Source organism: Nostoc sp. KVJ3, from assembly GCF_026127265.1.
GTDB lineage: Bacteria > Cyanobacteriota > Cyanobacteriia > Cyanobacteriales > Nostocaceae > Nostoc.
Window position 1 is genome coordinate 446,349 of the sequence record NZ_WWFG01000003.1, and the last position, 22,991, is coordinate 469,339.

The 22,991-nt window shown below is 41.0% G+C and carries 20 protein-coding genes; 14 read left to right on the forward strand and 6 right to left on the reverse strand.

The features are described from left to right. Positions 1-48 precede the first annotated feature (48 nt). Together avs2 and GTQ43_RS33285 are read right to left on the reverse strand one after the other, a co-directional pair. The gene (gene avs2 / locus GTQ43_RS33280) at positions 49-4,278 is read right to left on the reverse strand and encodes an AVAST type 2 anti-phage system protein Avs2 (RefSeq protein ID WP_265276997.1); all 4,230 of its coding nucleotides are present in this window, start codon (positions 4,276-4,278) and stop codon (positions 49-51) included. Further along, entirely contained in the window at positions 4,271-4,756 is a 486-nt protein-coding gene (locus tag GTQ43_RS33285; RefSeq protein ID WP_265276998.1) for a Fis family transcriptional regulator, read from the reverse strand. The genes avs2 and GTQ43_RS33285 overlap by 8 nt, the downstream gene beginning before the upstream one ends. Positions 4,757-4,994: 238 nt before the next feature. Between GTQ43_RS33285 and GTQ43_RS33290 the strand changes: the two genes are divergently transcribed. From GTQ43_RS33290 to GTQ43_RS33300, 3 genes are read left to right on the forward strand one after another with little or no spacing between them, the layout of a single operon-like run. Next, the gene (locus GTQ43_RS33290) at positions 4,995-6,215 is read left to right on the forward strand and encodes a hypothetical protein (protein ID WP_265276999.1); all 1,221 of its coding nucleotides are present in this window, start codon (positions 4,995-4,997) and stop codon (positions 6,213-6,215) included. Between the two features lie 14 nt (positions 6,216-6,229). Continuing rightward, positions 6,230-7,180, forward strand: coding sequence for an AAA family ATPase (locus GTQ43_RS33295; RefSeq protein WP_265277000.1), 951 nt, complete (start codon positions 6,230-6,232; stop codon positions 7,178-7,180). Further along, positions 7,177-11,439, forward strand: a complete 4,263-nt coding sequence (locus tag GTQ43_RS33300) for an SAV_2336 N-terminal domain-related protein (RefSeq protein ID WP_265277001.1) — start codon at positions 7,177-7,179, stop codon at positions 11,437-11,439. The genes GTQ43_RS33295 and GTQ43_RS33300 overlap by 4 nt, the downstream gene beginning before the upstream one ends. A 226-nt stretch (positions 11,440-11,665) precedes the next feature. On the opposite strand, the gene GTQ43_RS33305 is transcribed toward GTQ43_RS33300, so the two are convergent. The 3 genes from GTQ43_RS33305 to GTQ43_RS33315 form a co-directional block, all read right to left on the reverse strand. Further along, on the reverse strand, positions 11,666-12,130 hold the full coding sequence (locus GTQ43_RS33305) for a hypothetical protein (protein WP_265277002.1): 465 nt from the start codon (positions 12,128-12,130) through the stop codon (positions 11,666-11,668). Between the two features lie 221 nt (positions 12,131-12,351). Next, the gene (locus GTQ43_RS33310) at positions 12,352-13,290 is read right to left on the reverse strand and encodes a hypothetical protein (protein WP_265277036.1); all 939 of its coding nucleotides are present in this window, start codon (positions 13,288-13,290) and stop codon (positions 12,352-12,354) included. Positions 13,291-13,406: 116 nt separating this feature from the next. After that, a complete protein-coding gene (locus GTQ43_RS33315) occupies positions 13,407-13,676 on the reverse strand; it encodes a hypothetical protein (RefSeq protein ID WP_265277003.1) in 270 nt (89 codons plus the stop codon). 224 nt (positions 13,677-13,900) lie between these two features. On the opposite strand from GTQ43_RS33315, the gene GTQ43_RS33320 reads away from it, so the two are divergent. From GTQ43_RS33320 to GTQ43_RS33355, 8 genes are all read left to right on the forward strand, one after another. Then, positions 13,901-14,725, forward strand: a complete 825-nt coding sequence (locus GTQ43_RS33320) for a hypothetical protein (protein ID WP_265277004.1) — start codon at positions 13,901-13,903, stop codon at positions 14,723-14,725. Positions 14,726-14,837: 112 nt separating this feature from the next. Beyond that, positions 14,838-15,296 carry a DUF1392 domain-containing protein gene (locus GTQ43_RS33325; RefSeq protein ID WP_265277005.1) on the forward strand — a complete coding sequence of 153 codons (459 nt, stop codon included), beginning with the start codon at positions 14,838-14,840 and terminating at the stop codon, positions 15,294-15,296. Positions 15,297-15,339: 43 nt separating this feature from the next. After that, entirely contained in the window at positions 15,340-15,801 is a 462-nt protein-coding gene (locus tag GTQ43_RS33330) for a hypothetical protein (RefSeq protein ID WP_265277006.1), read from the forward strand. Continuing rightward, the gene (locus GTQ43_RS33335) at positions 15,798-16,226 is read left to right on the forward strand and encodes a hypothetical protein (protein WP_265277007.1); all 429 of its coding nucleotides are present in this window, start codon (positions 15,798-15,800) and stop codon (positions 16,224-16,226) included. The genes GTQ43_RS33330 and GTQ43_RS33335 overlap by 4 nt, the downstream gene beginning before the upstream one ends. A 186-nt stretch (positions 16,227-16,412) precedes the next feature. Beyond that, positions 16,413-16,601, forward strand: a complete 189-nt coding sequence (locus GTQ43_RS33340) for a hypothetical protein (RefSeq protein ID WP_265277008.1) — start codon at positions 16,413-16,415, stop codon at positions 16,599-16,601. A 20-nt stretch (positions 16,602-16,621) separates the two neighbouring features. After that, complete coding sequence (locus tag GTQ43_RS33345; protein WP_265277009.1) at positions 16,622-16,918, forward strand: VVA0879 family protein; 297 nt, start codon at positions 16,622-16,624, stop codon at positions 16,916-16,918. A gap of 10 nt (positions 16,919-16,928) precedes the next feature. Continuing rightward, positions 16,929-17,387, forward strand: coding sequence for a hypothetical protein (locus GTQ43_RS33350; protein WP_265277010.1), 459 nt, complete (start codon positions 16,929-16,931; stop codon positions 17,385-17,387). A 30-nt stretch (positions 17,388-17,417) separates the two neighbouring features. Further along, positions 17,418-18,023: an MT-A70 family methyltransferase gene (locus GTQ43_RS33355; protein WP_265277011.1), complete on the forward strand. Its 606-nt coding sequence runs from the start codon at positions 17,418-17,420 to the stop codon at positions 18,021-18,023. A 67-nt stretch (positions 18,024-18,090) separates the two neighbouring features. On the opposite strand, the gene GTQ43_RS33360 is transcribed toward GTQ43_RS33355, so the two are convergent. Continuing rightward, positions 18,091-19,047: a cytosolic protein gene (locus GTQ43_RS33360; protein WP_265277012.1), complete on the reverse strand. Its 957-nt coding sequence runs from the start codon at positions 19,045-19,047 to the stop codon at positions 18,091-18,093. Between the two features lie 41 nt (positions 19,048-19,088). On the opposite strand from GTQ43_RS33360, the gene GTQ43_RS33365 reads away from it, so the two are divergent. The 3 genes from GTQ43_RS33365 to GTQ43_RS33375 all read left to right on the forward strand — a co-directional run bounded on the left by GTQ43_RS33365 (position 19,089) and on the right by GTQ43_RS33375 (position 22,788). After that, positions 19,089-19,895 carry a phage Gp37/Gp68 family protein gene (locus GTQ43_RS33365; protein ID WP_265277013.1) on the forward strand — a complete coding sequence of 269 codons (807 nt, stop codon included), beginning with the start codon at positions 19,089-19,091 and terminating at the stop codon, positions 19,893-19,895. 107 nt (positions 19,896-20,002) lie between these two features. Further along, the gene (locus tag GTQ43_RS33370) at positions 20,003-21,436 is read left to right on the forward strand and encodes a helix-turn-helix domain-containing protein (protein WP_265277014.1); all 1,434 of its coding nucleotides are present in this window, start codon (positions 20,003-20,005) and stop codon (positions 21,434-21,436) included. A gap of 2 nt (positions 21,437-21,438) precedes the next feature. Continuing rightward, a complete protein-coding gene (locus GTQ43_RS33375) occupies positions 21,439-22,788 on the forward strand; it encodes a replicative DNA helicase (protein ID WP_265277015.1) in 1,350 nt (449 codons plus the stop codon). The last annotated feature ends 203 nt before the right edge of the window (positions 22,789-22,991 follow it).

Genomic DNA, 22,991 nt, shown 5'->3' on the forward strand with positions numbered 1-22,991 from the left:
TAGTTAATTTAGTGCCAATGTACTGATTATAATAATTATTAATTAAATCTAATCATTGTTAAGAGTTTGATGCCATGACTTTAATCGTTCTCCTGTTACTATGCCTTCATTCAGGTGATAAACTCCTGATAACTCCAATCTCCCATGCCACTCCTGATGATTCCCACCAATTAGTTGACGTTCTCCTAATACAGTCCAGATTATATCAAGTCCATTTTCAGCTAAAAATCTGATAAGTTTTTCTTTTGAAATTAAACACGCACTTGATCCTGCTTCTTCAACTAATGGGTTAAACGCTACAAGCTCATTTACAGAATCTACAAAATTAAACCTGCCACCTGACCATCGGATTCCCATGTTTTTAATTAGCCAAGCAGATGGCATCAAAGCTGAAATAGTGCCATCAATTGAGCAATCGAATGTAGAAATTTCACGTAAATACTCGGTTGTTGTAACAACACTAGCACCTGGTAAGTCATCTTCAAATTTACTATGACTAATCCAATCCTGGTGATTATTTAATGCTTTACATGATGAAGCCCAAGGAAACTCACCAACAAAAACATCAAGCATCTGCTCTGACTTTGGCATCCATCTTCCCATAAAATTTTTATCACTGAACCATTGCAATATCTTACTCTTGTCCTCTTGATGAACTATATAGCTTCGTAACTGAAACCACATATCTCGTCGCAAACTATGATAAGGTTCTTCTTCAATGGGGCCTTCTTCAGTCCATCGATAGTGTCCTTCGAGGGAAAGCCAAACTGTCTCATCACTTGATCGAGTTACTTCAATTAGCTGGCATGGATTAGGAGAATCACTTTCTTGTGTTATCCAATTAATTTGCTCCTGTTTATCAGCGTGATCAAAAATGTATGGGACTGGTTGCCACCATACAGATGTTTTCTCTTGGACTTCCTGTTCTGATAATTGGCGTACTAAAAGTGAAGGGTCAATATCCCGTGTACCAGAATCTAGCTGCCAAGGGCCATCGTATTGTTGAGGAGATTCATTTAATGAAGAACTACCAATAAATTCAAAATTATCGGCAACATAAGCTAGAAACTGATGATAGGCTATCCATTGATATTTTTTACTTATTCTTTCTGGGGTTTTTCTTTCACCATAACTGTAACGATCTAGCGTGCGTTCAAACTGCCCAAATCTATCAACTGTCCAACCGAAATCAAAAACTATCTTTAGAATCCAAGATTGGACAAGTGATAAATCAAACCGGAATTCATTTCCTTTTGAATCTTGGATGTGAGGTAAAACAAATCTATTGAAGTTTTCTTTCTTTTTCTTACCTATTGTTCTCAAAAATCTGTTTTGTTCACTTATAAGTATGCTGTTTAATTCATCAGAAGAAAACTCTGCTTGAAAATATTCAATCTGTTTAGCTGTATCTAGACGTTTACAGAGTCTAACAGATGACTGTGTTTTCTCGTATCTTTCCCATGAATTTTTTTGTTTTTTCGTCAAAGAGTCTATAAATTCATTATACTTTTGCTGCCTAGTTGCAAGTATTTGCTTCCTACCTGGCTCTCCCAAACGACAGGAAGACCATTCAAAATCGCCATGATTTGTACCTATGACATATCTTGCAAAATCTCCATGTCCCATTACTGAATTATATAAACCCCACTGCGACCAGTCACGGTCATCCATACCTTCCCAAGTTTCACCGTAAGGTTCTAATTCTTCCTTGGTAGGAATATCAACAAGCCAAGGAGTTTGGTATGGTGGGCGACAGCGCTCAATATCTACACTTTGCGGAAGGATTCCACGATGCTTTGCAACTTCGATAACTCCACGAGCATAATCACGTAAAAGTATGTGTGCTGGTGGTGTGCCGTTCTTAAATACCCATTCGTAAACTTTACCAGCTAGTTCTTGCACTCCACTAGCCTTATCACTGAGCATAGCCACACCGTAAGCTACAGCATAAAGGCGTTCCCATACATAGAGGTCATTAACGTTGATAAATCGCTCAATTACCTGTACCAAAACTTGAGGTCTTGGGTAAAGCATTGAAACTAGGGCTTTAGTTGCGCGATCGCGAACATAACGATGAGAGGTAGTTAAAAACCATACCAACGCAACAGCACATAGTTCAATCGCTTCATCAGAAATATGTGTTTTTTCAGCTTCCCATGCCCATTCCAGTAAACGGTCAACAGAGCCACGTTCTTCATATTGTGAAGACAGATAGATAGACCACCATTCGTCACGCTCAGGCATTTCAAGGCTCAGAAGGTGGTTATGAAGGAATTTAGCGTTGAAGGGATGGGCTGGATCTGCCGCAACTGTCAGTAGTAAATTGTACACAGCTTCTTCGCAACCCTCTTGACTAAATATCTCATTGAGATAGTCTTTGGTTACATTAGTTACCTTAGTAGGGTTACGCCAGATAATACTTTGAAGAAAGGCACGCTGCACAACATCCCATACGTTTCCCTGTGGAGCTAATTCTACTAATTCTTGCCCAATTTGTTCTGGTAATTGGATACTAAGAGCTTCAATCCAACCACTGTAGCGCCAAGTTTCCCAATCATTAGCCAGCATTTTTCCTAGTGGTTGATTGGGATTAAATGAAGCAACTGGATTATTCTTATCAAGATGTTTGTTTAATAGGTAGCGAACTATAAGATGGTCGCTAAATTTCTCATAGGGAAATTTTACAGTATCAATATGCTGAGGCTCTGAATCATCTTCGTTTGAATAAATATAAACTAAATCCTCAGACAATAATCCTTCGTTAAGTAGATTATTAAAAAGTGTTTGTTGATGGCCTGTTGTTGGCAAGATTTGATTGACAATTTTCTTGGCTTCTCCTCTATCTATCCAAGGCTGTCCAGTTTCCGCCATGTGGCAAGCGAGTTGTTCCACTGCTAGCCGAATTAAATTAGTTTTATCATCGTAATCCAGCCGTTTCCACAAAATATCGTGGACGGTATCTACAAAAAAATTGAGAATAGCTGTAATACCTTTAAGTCCTCTAGGAATACGCGTTAACTTTCTTTTAGCAAGACCTTCGCAAAAAATTTTCAAAAAAAGTGGATTAGAAAATTCTGGTACTAACAGTGGAATATTGGGACGCTCAATGCCATAGTGGTCAAAAAAAGTTCTGGTGGCTATGTATTCGTGATTATCAAAGCCACGATGGTATACGCTGATTAACTTTTCCGGGATGAGTCCGTCTGGTATAACAATTCTCTCGTATGAAGTGCGACAACTTACTGCAAGACCTAGACGCGGATAATTATTTAAAACACTGACAATACCCGCAAGTTCATCTCTCCATAAACGTTTGCTATCACCTTCATTAAGAGCATCAATTAAGATGAGCGCACGACGACCACGGGCTTGTGCTGTTGCATCTAGTGCGCCAAGAAACTCATTGCGATCGCAAAATGGAAGGTGCAACCGCTGCATAATTTGAGTCCAAGACTCACTACTGTTAAAGTGTTGTCCCAATAAGATTATTGTGGGTAGTGAATCGTCAAGCCGACATTTGGCAACATCACAAAACAAGTGTGTCTTACCTGTGCCAGCTTCACCAAGCAATAGAAATGCCTTTTTATTTGCTGCCTCAGCACTATCACTTGTTACCAAACTGAGTATTTCTCTCAGTACTTGTTGAAGCTGGAAGATATTATGGCGAATACCACCCAGTAATTCTTTCCTAGAGCGAGTACAACCATGATTCTGTGGTGCTTGCGTTGTTTCTGTTGCTTCGGAGGAAGATTCAGCTTGCCGTGAAGCCTCATAGCTGCTGTATGCAGCAGTTTCTACTTCTTGAGTTAATATTGCCAAACTAGGAAAATCAATGGGTGTAAATGTATCCCGATCAATTTGTTTTAACTCAACTGCTAGTGTGCTGGCTTTTTGACCCAAGATATTTAGTAATGTAGCTATTTCTGGAAATTTACGCTCTGTGTCTCCTGATGGGTGTAATTTTTTAGACTTTCTAGAAAGCTGACCATATAGATTCTGTATCCTGTCAAAAAATTTATCTGTTCTACCAAGTCCTTCAAAAACCCAAGCTTCTGGTAAATCAACGTGAATTTTCGGGGTGTAGCGAGCGCCAGCACTTGCTTGGACTTCTTGAAAATGCAGACGCATTCCATTGATAGTGAGTTCTGGTGGCGGAGGCGTAAAATAAATGTTCTGGGTAGCATTCTCAACTGTTAAATCACCATCGACATTTAAATTATTCAGCATTTCCTGCTGAATATTCGGCTGTTGATTTTCTCCCGACTGATCATTAGACACTTCGGTTTTCCTGGGTTACGTCCCCAACCTTAACATCTCCACCTACTTGCCAATTCTTCCCAAACGTCTGTTGAGTATTGCTTTGCCCCTCATTGACTTGCTTAATATTCCCAATTTCTACTTTGCCCCTTACTCGAAGCTCCTCCAAAATTACTTGTACAGTTGGAGATTGAGATTGCATTTGCTTAACTAGTTCTTGTAACTTCGTTGCAAAATCTTGATCTTCTTGCATCTGAGTTACAATTTCTGCTTGTAATATCTGCGTGTTTGCTTCAGTTGGATTAGCATTTGCTCGTGTTAGCAACTCAGCAGTCCCCATAGTTTGCAACTTCGCTTGAACTGTTCCACGCACACTCTGGATAGCTTCTGCACTTTTATCCCAGGCAGTCTCACCAATTTTCTCGCCTACTTTCTCTAAAGCTTTCGGTAGAAGAACTGTTGTCACTACTCCAGCAACAAGGGACACTGGGTCAATCATGTTTTATTCTCCATTTACAAATAAATAAGCATAAAATTTTAAGTATTTCAAATATAGCTATTTTTTTTGAAAAATGTCAGATAGAATAGTGCTTTAGCAAAAAATACAATGCTTTATTCTTATAATTATAGTTCCATCTATATTTACATAATCTTGCATAGTAACGATAAGGTATGAGCAATCTGCCTAAGTCTAATCCCAGTCAAACGATTTCATAAACTATAATAGCCTATTAAAAATGAGCGAGGAAAAATTAAGTTCAGCAAGCCAACAAGACATTTTAAAAGATTTACTAGTGGGCGGAAACTTAACCACTAGAGATATTAAGCAACAAAATATTAAAAATCAAATAAATCTTTTACTTTTAAATATTTTAGATGATAATGCAATAAATAAAGCTTTCTCTAAAATCGCTCCTGATGGATGGTTTGACTGGAAAGATAAACCTAAAGATGTTAATGATGTACTGGAGCAATTAGAAGAAATTCCTTACTCAAATTCTAATAATTCAGCTTTATTAAAATTTGTTTGTTTGCTAACTCAAGATAACAATATTCCTCAAACTATCTCCGAAAAACTCAAACAGCTATTAACTAATGAATCCTTTGAAGCTGGTAATAAAACTACATCCATACAATCACTGCATTCTTATCTGCTAATCCAACTTCGGCCAGAAAGCAGCAGAGAATTATATGTCAAAGCTTGGTTTATTCCTGACGATACAATTCAAGATCCTTGGGAACGTTTTAAACCTTTAACAGTTGACGAGCAGCAATCAGAAATTCCATTTGTGCCGGAGAAATTACCAATATTGCTCAGTAAATTGCTTCAACAATGTTTTGAAGAATACTTACAAGGGCAACCAACAGAACTGACTATTGAAATTTTTTTACCACGTGATCGTCTATGTGATGAGGTGGAAAAATGGGAATATAAGGATGACGAAGATTGTAATATCATTATTGGTAAGGATTTTCGGGTTGTAGTGCGTTCCTACGATCGACTGAAAAAATTACGCACACAACAGGGTTCATATTGGCGCAGAAACTGGGAAAAAGTTCAGCTACGTTGGCAAGCTCCGTCGTGCTATGAGCAGGCTATGACAGTTTCTCAAGCTTGTTTTGATGCCAACAAATTGAGAGATTTGCTATTTGAGAAAATTATTCTTAAAATCTGCTGTGATTTATCAGACTTAGAGCGAAATGCTCTACTTAGTGCAATCCACAGTGCTGGGACACCGATTATAATTTGGTCACGTTGTGAGCTAAACAGTCTCAAAAATCCTGAACACTTTGATGCGTTACTAAAAAAACCATTGCACGAATTGTCCACCTGCGTTAGAGAACAACGTCGTTTAGGATCTGACCATGAAATGCACTTGGGTAATCATTTAGTCTTATGGTGGGACGACCCCAATCGAATACCGCCAAACCCAGCATTGGAGTTTTCTTCATCATAATTTAGGAGTAAGCAATGAGCGATTGGCTGATTTTCCAAGGTACAGACTCACCACATGATGGAATCAAGAATCTTCCAGAACCACCAAAATGGCGTGAGTTTGGGGATGCCAAGGAGAAGGAGCGTGGACAAACCTTTCAAGTTCGTCGTAATGAAATTGAGCTTATAAATGCAGCACTTTACCTGCGTCGTCCTTTGCTGGTGACTGGAAAACCGGGGACTGGTAAAACCTCTCTTGCTTACAAAGTTGCGTATGAACTTCAACTGGGTTCTGTACTGCAATGGCCCATCACTACCCGATCAACTCTGCAAGAAGGGCTTTATCGCTACGATGCGATCGCTCGTCTACAAGATGCCCAAGGAAAGGACAATACCAAAGATATTGGTAAATATATTCAACTTGGCCCTTTGGGAACAGCCCTTTTACAATCACCATCACCTCATGTTTTGCTAATTGATGAAATTGATAAAAGCGACATCGATTTACCCAATGATTTACTCAATATATTTGAGGAAGGTGAATTTGAAATACCCGAATTAGCCCGATTACCCCAAGAATACCAGACGGTACAAGTACGCACTTATGATGGTAATGTTGCCAATATCGATAAAGGACGGGTGCGTTGTACTCAATTTCCTTTTGTTTTATTAACTAGTAACGGCGAAAGGGAATTTCCTCCAGCCTTTCTGCGGCGATGTCTGCGCTTGACAATGGAAAACCCGGACGAAACAGCATTAAAAAAAATTGTGCAAGCCCACTTAGGGAAAAAGATAATGTTAGAAGCGGAGGTTTTAATTAGTGAATTTATAAAGCGTCGAGACAGAAGCGATGCAGGCGATCTAGCAACAGATCAGTTGCTTAATGCTATTTATTTAGTAACCCGTGAAAGGAGTCCTGCCGGGGATGATAAAGAACGACTGCTCAATGCACTAATGAAATATCTCACAAGCACAGAGGATATATGATTGAAAGGGTAATTGGTGCTTTTCAAAACCTGGGATTTGATTTAACCGATACCGAAATTGCCGATATCCTCTGGTTGGCTGTGCAAATGCGTCGTTCTAATTGTTCATCGGTGTCTGAACCGGAACAACAAACGCCTGTATCTACTACTTCAAAAATAGCATCGACCTTACCCCAATTACCATTAGAGCAAAATTTAAATTCCTCAAAATCTATCAACAAAACTGAAGCTAGTGCTAATGTATATCCTCAATCTTCACAGGATAGCGATCGCAATTCAAGCGGCATACCGATTAAAGTTCCTGCGGCTCAAGCATTAAGAAATCAGTTAGAAATTGGCCGCGCCCTCCGCCCGTTGAAACGTCGAGTTCCTTCAAAAAGAGAATTTGTACTTGATGAAGCAGCAACCGCAGAACGCATTGCCAAAGAAAAACTTTTATTACCTGTAATGAAGTCCGCACCAGAACGCTGGCTAGAATTGGCTTTGGTAGTAGATGAAGGGGCATCGATGATGCTCTGGACACAAACAATTAAGGAACTTAGGCAATTATTAGAAAGGCATGGAGCTTTTCGAGATGTCCGAACCTGGGGCTTATTTACCGATAAGGGTGATAAAGTTTGGCTGCGTCCAAGAATTGGTTCAGGATTGAGTCAGAAACGATTACACAATCCCAGAGAACTTATTGACCCTAATGGTCGTCGGTTGTTTGTAGTTATTAGTGACTGCGTTTCTCCAGCTTGGCGTAGTAGTCTCATTATCAAAGTTTTAGCAGCTTGGGCTTACAGTAGCCCAACGGCGATAATTCAAGTGCTACCTAACTGGCTTTGGGAAAGAAGTGCTTTGGGTTTTGCTGAGTCAATTTTACTACGGAGTTCGTCTCCTGGAGTTCCCAACGAGCAGCTAGTAATGACAGCATTGGATTTGCTTGATGAAAGCGATAATTGCAACAAACTAAAAATACCTGTAGTAACGCTAGAATCAGAATCAGTAAAAAATTGGGCGCGTATGGTTGCAGGTTGGGGAGATGTGCAAACCAAAGGTTTTTTGCTTGCAACTCATTCAGATATAGATGTTAACAGCGAATTAACTGAAAATCTTAGAAATGAGCTTTCAGCTAATCAACTTTTGCAACGTTTTCGCCTTACAGCCTCACCAGTAGCACGGAAACTTGCAGGACTTTTGGCTGCTACTCCAATTAGCTTCCCAATTGTAAGATTGATACAACAGACAATGTTACCACAATCAAACCAAGTTCATGTTGCTGAAGTCTTTTTAGGTGGGATATTGAAGCCTTTGCCGCCAGTTCATGAGGGTGTGGAAGCTGATAATGTTCAGTTTGACTTTATTGATGGGGTGCGAGATTTATTGCTGGATGGCGTTCCTTTAACTGAATCAACTGAGGTATTGCGTAAGGTTTCGGAATATGTGGCGCAACGAGTTGGGCTTTCAGTTGATGAATTTACAGCGATGTTATCAAATCAGGAAATGGTCTTTGATGCTTCAATGACTATTTTGCTTCGTCCTTTTGCTCAAATAACATCCCTGGTTTTAAGGCGTTTAGGCGGAGAGTACGTAAAGCTTGCTGATTCGCTTCAAGCTAACATTCAATCTGAAAGTTTAACAACTGCATTTGAAGGGAATTGTCATTTTCTTTGGCAACAGGGTAATACAAAAATTTATAGTGTTTGCACAGATAATCCTTGGAATTTACCATTTGATGCTTTAGTTATTTCAGTTACACCTACAATTCGATTGGATGGAGGATTAGCTAGAAGCTTAGAAAAGTTTTTAAAAGACGACTTTCTTTTACTTCGAGATGCTATAGACAATGCTTTATTAGAAAGTAAAAGAAAAGCAATTAGTTCGGATCGCCCTCTTCTTGTTTCTTTACCTGATAAAATTAATCGTCGGTTTGCTCAAACTAAAAATCACGAATCTAAACATTTTATAATTTGTGCAACCATAGAAAGTTTTAGAATTAGTTTAGCTAATATAGTTCAAGCAACTGAAGCTATTATTAATTTATCAGTAGAAATGCAATTAGGACGCTTAGTAATTACTTTGTTAGGAACTGGAGATTACGGTTTATCTAGCTCTGAAGTAGCTACCAAAATGTTGTCAGAAATAAATAGAACACTTAGTAATTTTACTTCTACTTCACTTAAAGAAATTATTTTTGTAGATAAACAAGCAAGTATAATTGCAACTATTAATAATATTGCCAATTATTTATTTCATGTAAATAATATAAATACAGAACTTATTGAAATAGAATCTATTGTAGAGAATAAAATTGATAATATTGGATTACAAGATTTACTTGCAAGAGAGAAATGGAGAGAAGCTGATGAAGAAACATTTAGATTACTGCTAAAAGCTACTAATCGAGAGAGAGAGGGAACATTAGATTATCAGGCTATCAATAATATTCCTTGTACAGACTTAGATGCAATAAACAGGTTGTGGATAAATGCTAGTAAAGGCAGATTTGGATTTAGTGTACAACTTAAAAAGTGGCAAGAACTTGGTGGAAGATCAAATAAAAATTTAGAGTATGATTTTGGCAATAGTATTGGTTGGTATCTTAATAACGAGTGGTTATCAGATAGCTCAAAATTTACATATAATTTGTCAGCACCCGCAGGACATTTACCTGTAGAGTGGACTTTTCATTTAGGTGGGATTTTCCCTAGAAGAGAAAAGCCTGCCTTATTTGCTGATATGGCTGATAGACTCTTAAGCTGTAATATTAATAACTTAGAAACAGAAACTCTATTTGATCAATCCGATAGTGAAATCTCTTTGCAAAATTTTGCATTTATAACAATAACTGTTAACCATAAAGGCGAAATTATCAAAACTGAAACTAAAACTGCCCAATACTTTACTGAAGGCTTACCTAATGATATTCCATTACAATTAGTTGCCATTCCAGGTGGTACATTTATGATGGGTTCGCCAGAAGGAGAAGGAGAAGATAATGAACATCCACAGCATGAAGTAAATATTGAGCCGTTTTTGATGAGCAAGCATCAAATAACCCAAGTACAATGGGAAGCCATAGCTAAACTTCCAGAAATCAACTGTCAACTGAGAAGTAACCCCTCTCGATTTAAAGGTAATCAGCATCCTGTAGAACAAGTTAATAGGGAGGAAGCGATTGAATTTTGTGCTAGGCTGTCGAAAAAAACAGGACGGCTTTATCGACTTCCATCAGAAGCTGAATGGGAATATGCTTGCCGTGCCAGAACAACAACACCATTTTACTTTGGTGAGGTAATTACAAGTGAATTAGCTAACTATGATGCCAGAATTACTATTAATAACTCCCCAACTATAGATGATGCAAAAAAAATACAATACCGACAACAAACGATGCCAGTAGGGAGCTTTCTTCCTAATTCTTTCGGTTTATACGATATGCACGGAAATGTGTGGGAATGGTGCGCCGATAATTGGCATAAGAATTATGTAGGTGCGCCTAGTAATGGATGTGTATGGTTATCTAATGATATAGATCAGCGATGGGTGCTGCGTGGTGGTTCGTGGAATGTCAGTGCTGGATTTTGTCGCTCTGCATTTCGTAACTGGGATATTTTCAGCGAATATGCCCGTAATTTTGGTTTTCGGATTGTATGTGATTTAATATCGTTTTCTACTCAAATAGAGTCTGAACAGCCAATATATGAACCAGTATACGAGTTGTGGGGTGAAACAAGTTATGGAGAATTAATAAGTGTCCAAGATAATCTCAGTTCCGAGCAAGGAATAAACTATACACATCTGCGAGATTTATTGGCTGCTGGCAGTTTGAGCGAGGCTGATGATGAAACGCTGATGCTTATGCTAAGAGCAGCAAAAAGAGAAGAAGAAGGTTGGCTTAATGCAGAATCCATCAAAAATTTTCCTTGTACTGATTTACAAACTATAGATCAACTGTGGGTAAAATACAGTAATGGAAGATTTGGCTTTAGTGTGCAAAAGCAAATTTGGGAAAGTATGGGTGCAGCACCTAATGCTGATGATGAAAAATGGCTAGGATTTGGTAAACGTGTGGGTTGGAGAGGAAGTCACGGAGCGTGGCAAGAATATAAAAATATAACTTTCTCTCAGAATGCACCTTTAGGGCATCTACCATTAGCAAAATTAGGTGGTGGTAGATGGACAAATGATCAAGCTGCACAAAGGAGGATAATCTGGGGTTCCTTCATTAAATGGATACCATCTCTTGCGGTAAGGCTTGTGGAATGTAGCTTATAAAACCATATTTAGCTATTAGCAGTCACAAGCAGCGAACGTATATCTGAATCATATAATTGATAGCTTTTCCAACCTAGTAATCCCATAATATTACTTGAGAAATCAATAATTAATCTAGCCTCTACATCAAATGCCAAATCTAAAAAATCTTGGTCTTCAACAGTATGATTATTGCTTGCAAAAAGATTAAAAATGGTTACATTTGGTTCCTTAAGCTTTTCCTCATCTATATGATTAAACTGATTACGACCAGCATAATTATTAATCCTATAGGTACATTACGAACTCTACGACCAATACAAAACCTAGCGACTTTAGTTTTAGGCTTTATAACTGAACGTAGAGTTTCTGGCAAATCTTCAGCTATTTCTTCATTTGTAGAAAATAGTTGGATTCCCATTGAGGCTATTTGCAACAGAGAACCACAGAGTGTTGCAATTGCAAAGCTTTCTGCAAAATACCCTTTTTGAGCCTGAAGTGATAACTTTATCGCTGCTTCATTTTCTAGTAACCAATTATCATAAGCTTGCTTTCGAGCTTCTAATATTGCTGCTGAATCAGTTAAATTACTGCTGAAGTTGAAAATTGGTATTGGTTTTTTAAGAAAAATTTCATTATATAAATTGATTCCATCAAAAAGCTTTAAAACTGCACTTTTTGTAGCTCTAAGATACTCTTCTGGTGAATCCATATTTTAGGTAAGTAAACATTAAACATAACAATTTTAATCTTTTTCATTATTTCCTCACCTCCAACACCCCCAAAATCTCCCTAACTCCCGATTTCTCTCGTTCCATCTGCTCAACGCGCCTCAGTAACCACTTAGGGATATACTTTAAGGACTTATTAAGCAAGCGATCGCCCTCAATTCAAAACTCAAGCGGGATAGTACGCCTGCTGGTAATCCTTGCATCAGCTGCTAGTTTCCAATTCCAGCAAACTCAACACTTTCTCCTCCAAAGCCGTCAAATAAGCCCGCCTCAGCTTCCCCAACGACTCCAAAAACTTCTGCACCGACTCCTCCAGCCCACTCGAATACACTCGACTGATGCGATCACCAATCACCCGCATCTGCTCACACTCGGCAGGCAGGTAATTGAAGGACTTCAGGTGCTGCAAACCAATGGCATACTCGCCATCCCACATTCTCACAGTGCAACTGAACTCATTTGCTTGGCTGACAATCCCCCAACAGCCACCCTTGCCTCTCAGTTCAGAATTGTCTTTAACAAGGATTTGGCACACTTCGCCGATTTGGTAGGTATTGGGTACTTTCGTGCGTTCCATTATGCGCTGCACCGCATCTTTGACGATTCTACCAGTCGGCACTTTCCCACCAGCAAGTTCTACTGCCCTTAGCCACACTTCCTGCTGTTCCTGGGGTTCAAGCTTTGTCATGGGTCGGACTTGGCGCTCACTCGTGGGTAGAATTTGTGATCCATTGGTTGTCAAATTCTCATTTGCCACATTTTGACAACCAATGGTTGTCAAATTTTCGTAAACACCAGCTGCTGCAATCAAATAATTTGATTGTTGCCGACTATGCCCAAAGCGATCGCGGCAATAATCTTCAAATGTTTTATGCGTGGATCGATACAGTCGTCTGTCCCTCAATTCCGTTAGCGCTTTCCCTGCTTCAAAAAACGCTCTTTCCACACGGCGCTCTAGATGCAAGCGATCGCGCTGTTCTTCCTCTGTCAACTCTGGAACTTCGACAGCAGTAACGTTAATTGTTGCTAAAGCTGGGTTTTCCTCAACAGAGATAGCTTCATTTGCAGAATTACTGAGTGGTTTTGAATTTATCTCTGCGGCAGAGGTGGCTTTTTTAAGCCTAGAAGATGGTTTAGGCATCATTCCACCCCTTTAATTCAATAGTACTTGTTCAGAGTCAATGACAAATAGATTAAGTATGTGGTGAGTTATGGCAATAATGCTCTGGGATTGGACTTGGTGGAGCATTATCATCTTCACGAGTCCTCTTCAATTTTCACAATGTCATTCACAGTTACTAACTCTCCAGATAGCACCGAGCAAATCCTTGCTAGTTTTACCAAATTATCGATATCCGCTTTTTTTAGCCTGCCAGCACGGGCGACAGTCAAGGTATGTCTAGTGACTTCATTCGGGCTACCCTCAAACTGCCTATGAACTGCGTAGACAGACAAGAGGCTACCATCTTCAGCTTTAGGCCACCATTGCGAAATATCAATATATGCTTCCATCCAAACTGCTAACACGTTTTTAATGATTAACCTCCATTAACGCTTATCTGATTACAGAATAACAGCCAATCAATATACAGGCTATCAATTAACAGAATAACTGCTAATCAGTACATTGACAATCAGTTAGCAGAGTAGCATAATATAACTATCACAAAAGGCAATCGCCCTTAGCCTCGGAAACTTTGAAAGCGATCGCCTTTTGAAAAACCCATACATTCGTACAGGGAATCTTAATTATGACTCACGCCCTTTACACAGCACAACAGCTGCAACTGAAATCTATTGCGCGGCTCAAGCAAATCTACAGCGAAATCGCCTGCACAGTCGAAGTAAGCGACAAACGCTGCAAGGATTCTTGGATTAGTGCAATCGCTGAATATCAGGCAAGCAAAATTCAGAAAGTCACCCTCGCTGCCCCCGACGAACAAGCCAAAGCCCAAGCCGAACTCGACAACTACATCGCTGACCAAGCCCAAGCTGTAGCTCCCGAACCCCTCAGAATAGTCGAAATCTCTTTTGACCATCACGAATATTACGCTGATGACAAACTGGTAGCCAGCATTAGCTATGACGACAACCACCTAACCCAACGCTGGGTAGTCATGGTAAACAAGAAAGAAGTATTTCGTGCCAATACTCTAATGCGTTGCGATCGCTTCATCTGCACTCACTACAAAGACGGCTCATTACCTGTGCAAAAACAAGAAGCAACACCCCCCACGACCGAAAACCAAATCATGGCGCATATCTTCAACGAGTGCCAGAGTTATGGGTTTGAAATTCTCGATGATGGCATTTACAACAACAAGGGCGTGAAACTGGGGCAAGTCGGATGCACTAACGGGAACTGGTGGGTGAAGAGGCGTTATTCAGTCCAGCAGCAGTATTCTAACTCGGTGCTTGATGCTGTGCTATCGCTGTCGATAGTGGATACATCGCTGGCTGAACCAGTTCACAAATACTTGCAATCCCGACCCTTAGAGCAACTGAGTTCTAATGAATTACAGCAGCTTTTCAACCATGAAGTGCGATCTCTTCTTCAAGAATTAGTCACAGCGTAAAGTCTCATGTGGGCAGCAGTGAAAATTGCTGCTCACTTTAAGGTATTTTTTGGGCGTTCTTCTCCAAACATTGCCAAAGATTTTTAGGTTATTAATCTCAGGGAAGAAAAGCATGATTGACCATATTAATGCACTCAAAACAAGTTGGTATCTCTCTCCTCCTTGGCGTGGAACAATCCCACCCATTGAGGTGAATTTACTGGAGAGAGTTTACCTAAGAACCACGAGAACATTTGGCTATTGCTGCGGTATGCAATGGAAGCATGAGTGCTGGATTTATTCAATTGACTGCCGTAATGAAATACTCCACGCTACACAAAACCAAATTATTGGAACTGGAGAATTAGAAACTCTCACCGTGCAAAAACCTACTTTCGTTTTGGGCGAAAGAGTAATGCTCTGTTCTCACGATAAGGGAACAAAACAACGGCTGATTTTGGGGATTGGGCTGGTAAATAATTCTTGGTTTTACCTTATTGAATTGATGTCGCCAACCTTAACTCAATCACGGACTATATCGAATCGTTTCTCACTGGTTGGTGAAAAAAGTTTGGTGCGCGTGAATGTTTAATTCTCTCTAATCAACAACGAAAAATTATCACCCAACTAAAGTTATGTCACAAATCGAAGTAGCCCAAATTATTGAACAGATAAAGCAAGAAATCACTGTTGACTCTAATGGACAAGGTAAAGCCAGTATTCGGGCAACTGCGAGACTGGCAGATGTACAAGATTCTTCGCTTCGTCGTGCGTTACTAAGTGCGGCACTGCAACCCTCTGCATTAGCCCAAAGCCTTATAGAACAAGGATTTAGCCCTGCGGCACTGGAAACCTGGAATGAGGGAATACCTGATATGGGTGTTGCTGCCGTTATTGAATATTACGCTTTTGATGCTGGGCGGTACTGCAAACAGCAAGCCAGACTTGTATGCAAAGCTTTTAACCGGATCGGTGTTCGCGCCTGGATGCAAGACATTATGGGCTGGACAAAACCCGCTACTCAACCACAAGAACAACCTTCCACACCAGCCCTCCCCCAGTTGAACAGCGATTGCATACTCTTGTCCTGGCAATGAAGACTTTAGCTGAGTTAACTGGTGGCAGACTCAACCCGTACATGGAACAGCAATTCAAAGACTATGCCGGGAATCTTCTGGCAGAACACAACAGAAAATTGCTAACCCCTTCAGAAGAACGCTGGCTGGGCGTGGTCAACTTCGCAGAAAGCGAACTGGGTAAGAAAGTCCCCCTCAAAGGCTCCCACTATCGCGGACACCTGGGGACATGGGTGAGAACATTTTACCCTCAGTTAGGCGATCGCCAAGAAACGCGATTAGTTAACGGTGTGCAACAGCCTATCTATGTCTACGCTTGTCACGAGCCGACTGTTGCGGCTGGGTTGACCAAAGCTATAGAAGAGTTCTTCGCTCATCCCAGTCCTGGTGCAGCGCTAAGGCAGGCAGGTGCTTTCGCTAGCAAGAAAGCTGTAGTTACTGCTTGATGGTCATCGGTCATCGGTCATCGGTCATCGGTCATCGGTCATCGGTCATCGGTCATCGGTCATCGATCATTGGTCATCGGTCATCGGTCATCGGTCATTGGTCATCGGTCAAGTAGAGCGATCGCCGAGTCATCAAGAATTAAAACTTTTACAACAAAGACAAATTCTACCTTGAGGGGAAAGGATATGGAACTTGGAATTTTTCAAAAAGACGCACTCATTGAAAAACTAGCTAAGAAATTCTACGCGATTCAAGGCTATGTAGTCCCTGAATCATATCGAATGCAATCAGCTACACATCCAGCAGAAAGAGCTTGTGTGGCTATGGCTTTATTTGCTATTCAAGAATTTGAATCTATCGAACATGAATATTAAGACGAGGAGGAGGATTAAATATGAATAAAGAACAGTGGCTAACTCTTGGACAAACACTATTTGGACAAGACAAGATGCAATGGAAGTTTAAGTGTCCATGTTGCGGTCACATTGCTTCTGTCCAAGATTACAAAAAAGCTGGCGCTCCATCTTCTGCCGCAGGATTTTCTTGTGTAGGACGATGGATGCCAGTTTGTAAAGAGGCTTTCGATGATAAGGATAAGCGCAAGATTCCTTGTAATTATGCTGGCGGCGGATTAATTCAAATTAATCCCGTTGATGTTGATGGAATTAAAGTTTTTGAATTTGGGGTTTGAGGCAGGAGATATGGAAGTCGTAGTCACAGTAGTTGAAAAAGTTGCATCTGTTGCCCATATTAATATCCCCGATAGCCTATCAGTTGATGGAATCAGGCAACACATTGTTGGCTACTACAACAGTGGAGAAATGCAAGCAGATTTGAATATTTACCAAGTAGATTTTGAATCTATTAGCGCTCACATTGGTTCAAAAACCAATATTACTTGGCATCAAGGAGATACTTCTTGTGCAACCCGTCAGTATTACTTTTGCAAACTCGGAAGATTTAGTATAACTCTATTAACTGATATAGAGCAAAACTTAACTCGTACAGAAGTTTACTTTGGGCATCACAAGCAACTTATTTATACGTCAGAAAAAGAGATATCCAAAGAATTGGCAACAGTCGAACTCCAAAATTTCTTAAGTGGATTAGCTGTTGAACTTCAGACTTTAAGCCACATTGAATTTCCAGAACAAGTCTGAAATTAACATTGAAAATAACAGGAGTTAAACATGAGACTAACAACATTAGAAGGTCAATACCAGTGCATCGTGATTGACCCTCCCTGGTTCTATCGGCTGAGAAATCAGGATAAAACTCACCGAAACCGCATTAACTACAAGCCAATGCACATAGAAGAAATACTGTCATTGCCTGTTCCAGACTTAAGCCATCCCACGGGGTCAGTTCTTTGGCTTTGGTACACAAATAATCACATGATTGAAGCCGCACACTGCTTGCAAACATGGGGATTTGAACTCAAAACCATCCTGACTTGGGAAAAAGTTACCAAAGATGGCACTAAAACACATCTAGGTGTCGGTCATTGGTTGCGGAATTCGACTGAACACTGTGCTTTGGCTGTTCGTGGGAATGTCAAAGCTTTCTCTGGACGGACACTCACAAACGAGTCCACCATCCTGCACTCTCCCAGGCGTGAGCATTCCCGTAAGCCCGAAAGTTTCTACCAACTCGTAGACAAACTGTGTCCAGACATAACCAAGCTGGAGATGTTCGCACGCGAGTCTAGGGACGGCTGGGATTGTTGGGGTGATGAGGCTCTGAAGTTTGATCAGCCTGTTGAGCAGAGTCAGCAAGATATTTCCTTAACTGCCTAACTAAGGAATAATTTAGGCACTAAAAGTCTACGCTCATCTGGAAAATCCAATACCAAGCTCTTAAACACTAATTTTCTGTGGGAGTGTCGGTTGTTGGCTGATACAAGGAGCGCAATTGTTCTAAGTTACTGGCCGTCTCTAGTCCCGTAAGAACTGCTCTTAATTGCTCGACATCTTCAATTCTGGAAATTTCTGGTAATAGGCTTAAACCCTCAGTACCAAATTTTAGTTTTAAACCAACTGCAATCCCTTCTAATAAAGATTCCATTCTGGCAATTCGCTCAAATGATGTCATGTACTGCATAGATTGTTGTGCCTCCAGTTGTTCTACTTCCCTTTTAAATTCTCGTTCTAAATCTAATGGTAATGTCAACATCCAATCAATAAAACCTAACAAATTCAGAATAGCTTCGCGCTCAAACCCCTGCTCGTACAACCTACGCGCTAAAGCTAATTTCTGCTGCTTACGTTGTAACCTGTCACCACGGGTTTGCATTGCTGCCAAATGAGCCATGACCACCGTAGCAAACGGATTATGGCTCTCTTCAAGCTCCGGCAACCTTTGTTGATAGTCTAGCAGCTTGATCACAGGAAACTGAAAATCAACCGTACAACCAAACAAATCGTACCCAAACTGCGATGGTCGCCAGTTGATGTTGTCATCCCCCAGTATCGCGCATGATGCAACAGAGCGATCATAACGGTCAAAAATTCGATAGTTGTAGACAAACATCCGTTTAGGAAAATCGGTTTCCTCTTGGCTTTGGATTTCTATATGAATCAACAGCCAAGATTCTTCGCCCCCAATGCGATAGATTTTCACCAATTTATCAATTAGTCGTTTTCCTAATTCAGCATCACGAACTACTTGCTGTAACTCTTGATCTAGAAACTCGAAACCTCTACTCCAATCAATTTGAGCATGGGCTTGAGGAAAAAAGAATTGCATGAAGTCTTCAAAATACAACTGCAACATCTGCTTCCACGGGGAATCATATTCCGTCTGAGGTGTTTTATTAGTCATACTCAACTGTTCAATTTCAAGTTAATAAGAGAGAAGTAATCATGCCAACAAACATAGAATGGACAGACTTAACAGATAATATCATCCGTGCCAAGGAAGGCGGTTGGTGGTGTCAAAAAATATCTGAGGGGTGTAAAAATTGCTATAGCGAAAAGTTGAATCAAAATTCTTTCTTTGGCGGAAACAAGCAACCCTACTCTGGGCAACCACCAGAGCTAGTGTTAGATACAGAAGCTATTCGGAAATGGGGATTCCAAAGAAAACCTAAAAAGCATTTCGTTTCTTCAATGACTGATGTTTTCGGTGAATGGGTTCCGCGTTTTTGGCAACACGAAATGCTGGATGGAATGTTCGTTGCTCCCAATCAAATATTTCAGATTCTCACCAAACGCCCAGAAATTATGCTGTCATCTATGGATGAATGGCTTTCTTTTCATAGATTAGACAAATTGCCTTTAAATATTTGGGTTGGCACTTCAATTGAAAATAGTCGCACTCTTGAAGAACGTAGTCAATTCCTTGCTCAGATTCCGGCTTTAACTAGGTTTTGGTCAGTTGAACCATTGCTAGAAGATTTGGGCGATATCACTCACTATTTGAATGATGTTCAGTTAGTCATTATTGGTGGTGAGTCTGGCCCAAATTCCAGGCCATGCCACATCGAATGGCTCGAATCAATTGTCCAACAATGTCACGCAGCTAAAACGCCTATGTTTGTGAAGCAGTTGGGGGCGAATGCAATATTTGGGGGACAGCGATTCAAAACCCGTGACAAAAAAGGGGGAGAGATTGAAGAGTTTCCCCTTCATCTCCAAGTTAGAGAATTTCCTATTCCGGTACGAGAGTAAAAGCAAATCCCCCACCTACTTTTCAGAGGCGGGGGAAGAAAAAGTTTTTGTAGGATTCTAACGATGAGTTTAACAAAAAAAATAAACATTGCTGGAGGGTTTAAAAGATGACTACCGACAGCTTTAGCGATAACAGAAAAAAACGCCATATTTATATGGATAGTAAGCTTGACGATTTGCCATTAACAATGGAGGCATATCGTGTTTACTGTCATTTGTGCCGTCGAGCCGGTTGTGATAACAATGCTTTCCCTTCCTACAAATCCATTGGTGAGTTCTGCTTTCGGGGGTCTTTTCCAAATTCACCAACTGACACTTTACGGCGAAAAGCGATCGCAGCAGTAAATGAACTTATCTGTTGGAATTTGATCACAAAAACCAGCAGAGAGAATAACGGGTTACAAACATCAAATCATTACAGTCTTACGGACATGGAAGACTGGTTCCCTAATCCATTAAAACCGTCTTCCTTAATCAGAGGAAAGAAAGATTTAGGTAGTGTTGGGGGGACACTAGGGGTAGTGCTGGGGGGACACCCCGGTAGTGCTGGGGGAACACCCCCGGTAGTGTTGGGGGAACACCCCGGTAGTGTTGGGGGGACACCCAAAGATTATCCAATTAAAGATTATCCAATTGAAGTCTATCCACTCAAGGACGCGCCCCTGGCTTCGCCACCCGCGCCCCCCACCCATGAGAGTGTGTGTGAAAAAGAAGAACTTGATTTAACAACGAAAGAAATTGAACTTGAAAAACCAAGCTTAGAAAAACCAACCCCAGAAGAACCAACCCCACAACAACCCACTTCGTTGTTAAAAAAATCCGAGTCTTTGCAACAAACCGATAATCCCTCAAGAGGATCAACTATTGCGGGGGGGTCGTTCGAGAAACGCGAACAAGCGAATAAGCCGCAACTAACCTGTCCCTACAAGACAGCCCGGAACGTAAAAGAACTGATTGATGCTTGGCTAACAGACCCGACTGCTATGAGTGATGATTCTCTACCACTGCTTGTCAGAGAAACAATCAAGTGGAATTGCTGGGTTTTGCCTTGGCGCAATGGAGAGCGAAAGCTGAATAACCTCTACCAGAATTTCAACCCGATAGTCGTGGACTTCCTAGCACAAGAATTAGCCACGAAATCGAAACGCTCTGCACAACTTGAAATTACTCATGCGATCGCAGTCATGAACACCTGGGAGAAAACCAAAGGGGGATGGACGAACCTGATGCAGCGCTATAACCAGGCATTGCAAACAGAAAAACAGCCCCTACCCCAATTGCATACTGCTACGACAAAAAGACCAAGCAACACCACTAGCATCACGCTCGAAGATGCTTTGGCACAAGATCATAAGCGCCGTCAGCAAGAGCTTCTCAAACAGGTTCCATCCAATGAGTATCAACACAGCCCACAAATGCTGGAGCTAAAAGCGAAACTTCAAGCCAAAGCAAATGAGCCAAAAGTTTCGAGCAACTCCAAACCATCTTCCACAAATTTGCGAGAAGTTGAAGCGCAGTTAAAATTAGCACTAAGAGCATAATTATGCACCCTAATCAAGACAACGTAGTTTCTTTCCATCCTGACAGGTCACTTGACAACTTGCCTCCACAAAATATCGAAGCTGAAGAAGCTATTTTGGGCGGGATTATGCTTGACCCAGAAGCAATAACCAGAGTCAGCGATCGCTTAGTAACCCAAGCCTTTTACATCAGCGCTCACTCATACATTTATCAAGCTGCGACAACGCTTCACGCTCTGTTTCAACCCACAGATTTACTAAGCGTCACTGCATGGTTGGCTGACCACAATCTGCTCAATCGCATTGGTGGCAGGAATAAGTTAGCAACTCTGGTAGACCGCACTGTATCCGCCGTCAACATCGATGCTTTGGCAGATTTGGTGATGGAAAAATACCGACGGCGACAGTTAATCAAAGTGGGATCGGAAATTATCCAACTCGGTTACGAGACGCAAACTGAACTACCACTTGTTCTTGGGCAAGCTGAGGCGAAAGTTTTCACTGTAACTCAAAATCAAAGCGATGAACGCTGCAAAGTTTTCTCAGCACAAGACATGGGCATTGAACTTTTTCAAAAGCTGGAGATGGGGAATATGGCAGGCGACAAAGTTGGTTGGTACGACCTCGAAAATATCACCGGTGGCATTTATCCCAGCAGCTTGGTAGTCGTGGCTGCTGAATCCCACATGGGCAAAACTCACTTTATGATTTCTTACGCTTACGAAATCATGACCAAACTTGGAAAACCAGTTCTGTATGTAACTCCAGAAATGGACAAGAATCAACTCAATGCCCGAATGCTGGCCCGAATCACTGGCGTAGACGCTTCTATGATTCAAACCAATACTCAGTGCTACTGGGAGCAAATAGCACAAGGTATAGGACAGATGGTGGAACTGCCTTGGAAGGTTTACGAGCATTCCTCCCCTACAACCGCAATGATTGCAAGTGCAGTGCGCCGTGCTATTGCCGAATTTGGTGGTTCTATTGGTGCTGTGTTTATTGATTACTTGCAGCAGATTCCTTTGGAATCCGGCGGAAACATGGCTTTTGAAGTCGGCAAGATTACCCGCCAGATTCGGGATATTGCCAAGTCTCACAAAATCCCTGTGTTTTTGGGCTGTCAAATCAATCGGGGGAATCAAACTACGGCTGATAAACGCCCCAATCGTCATTTACTTCGCAACTCTGGTGAAATTTTTGAGGTTTGTGACCAGTTAATCATGCTTTACCGGGATGCTGTCTACACCAAAGACCCAAGCGATCGCACTATCGAGTTGATTGTTGAGAAAAACCGCCTTTACGGTAAGCTCGGCACTGCGACCATGTTGTGCGATTTATCAACCTCAAAATTTTTGAACTTGGCGAGATAATTTACAGCCAGATCCAGCGATCGCGGCATTAGACGCACACATTCAATTACTGGAGTTTTAAAACCCGTGAAAGCGCTATCTGTCCGTCAGCCTTGGGCATGGGCAATTATTTATGCTCTCAAAAATGTTGAAACCCGAGGCTGGCCCATTCATTATCGCGGCGACATTCTGATTCACGCTGCCAAAACTTGCACCAAAAAAGA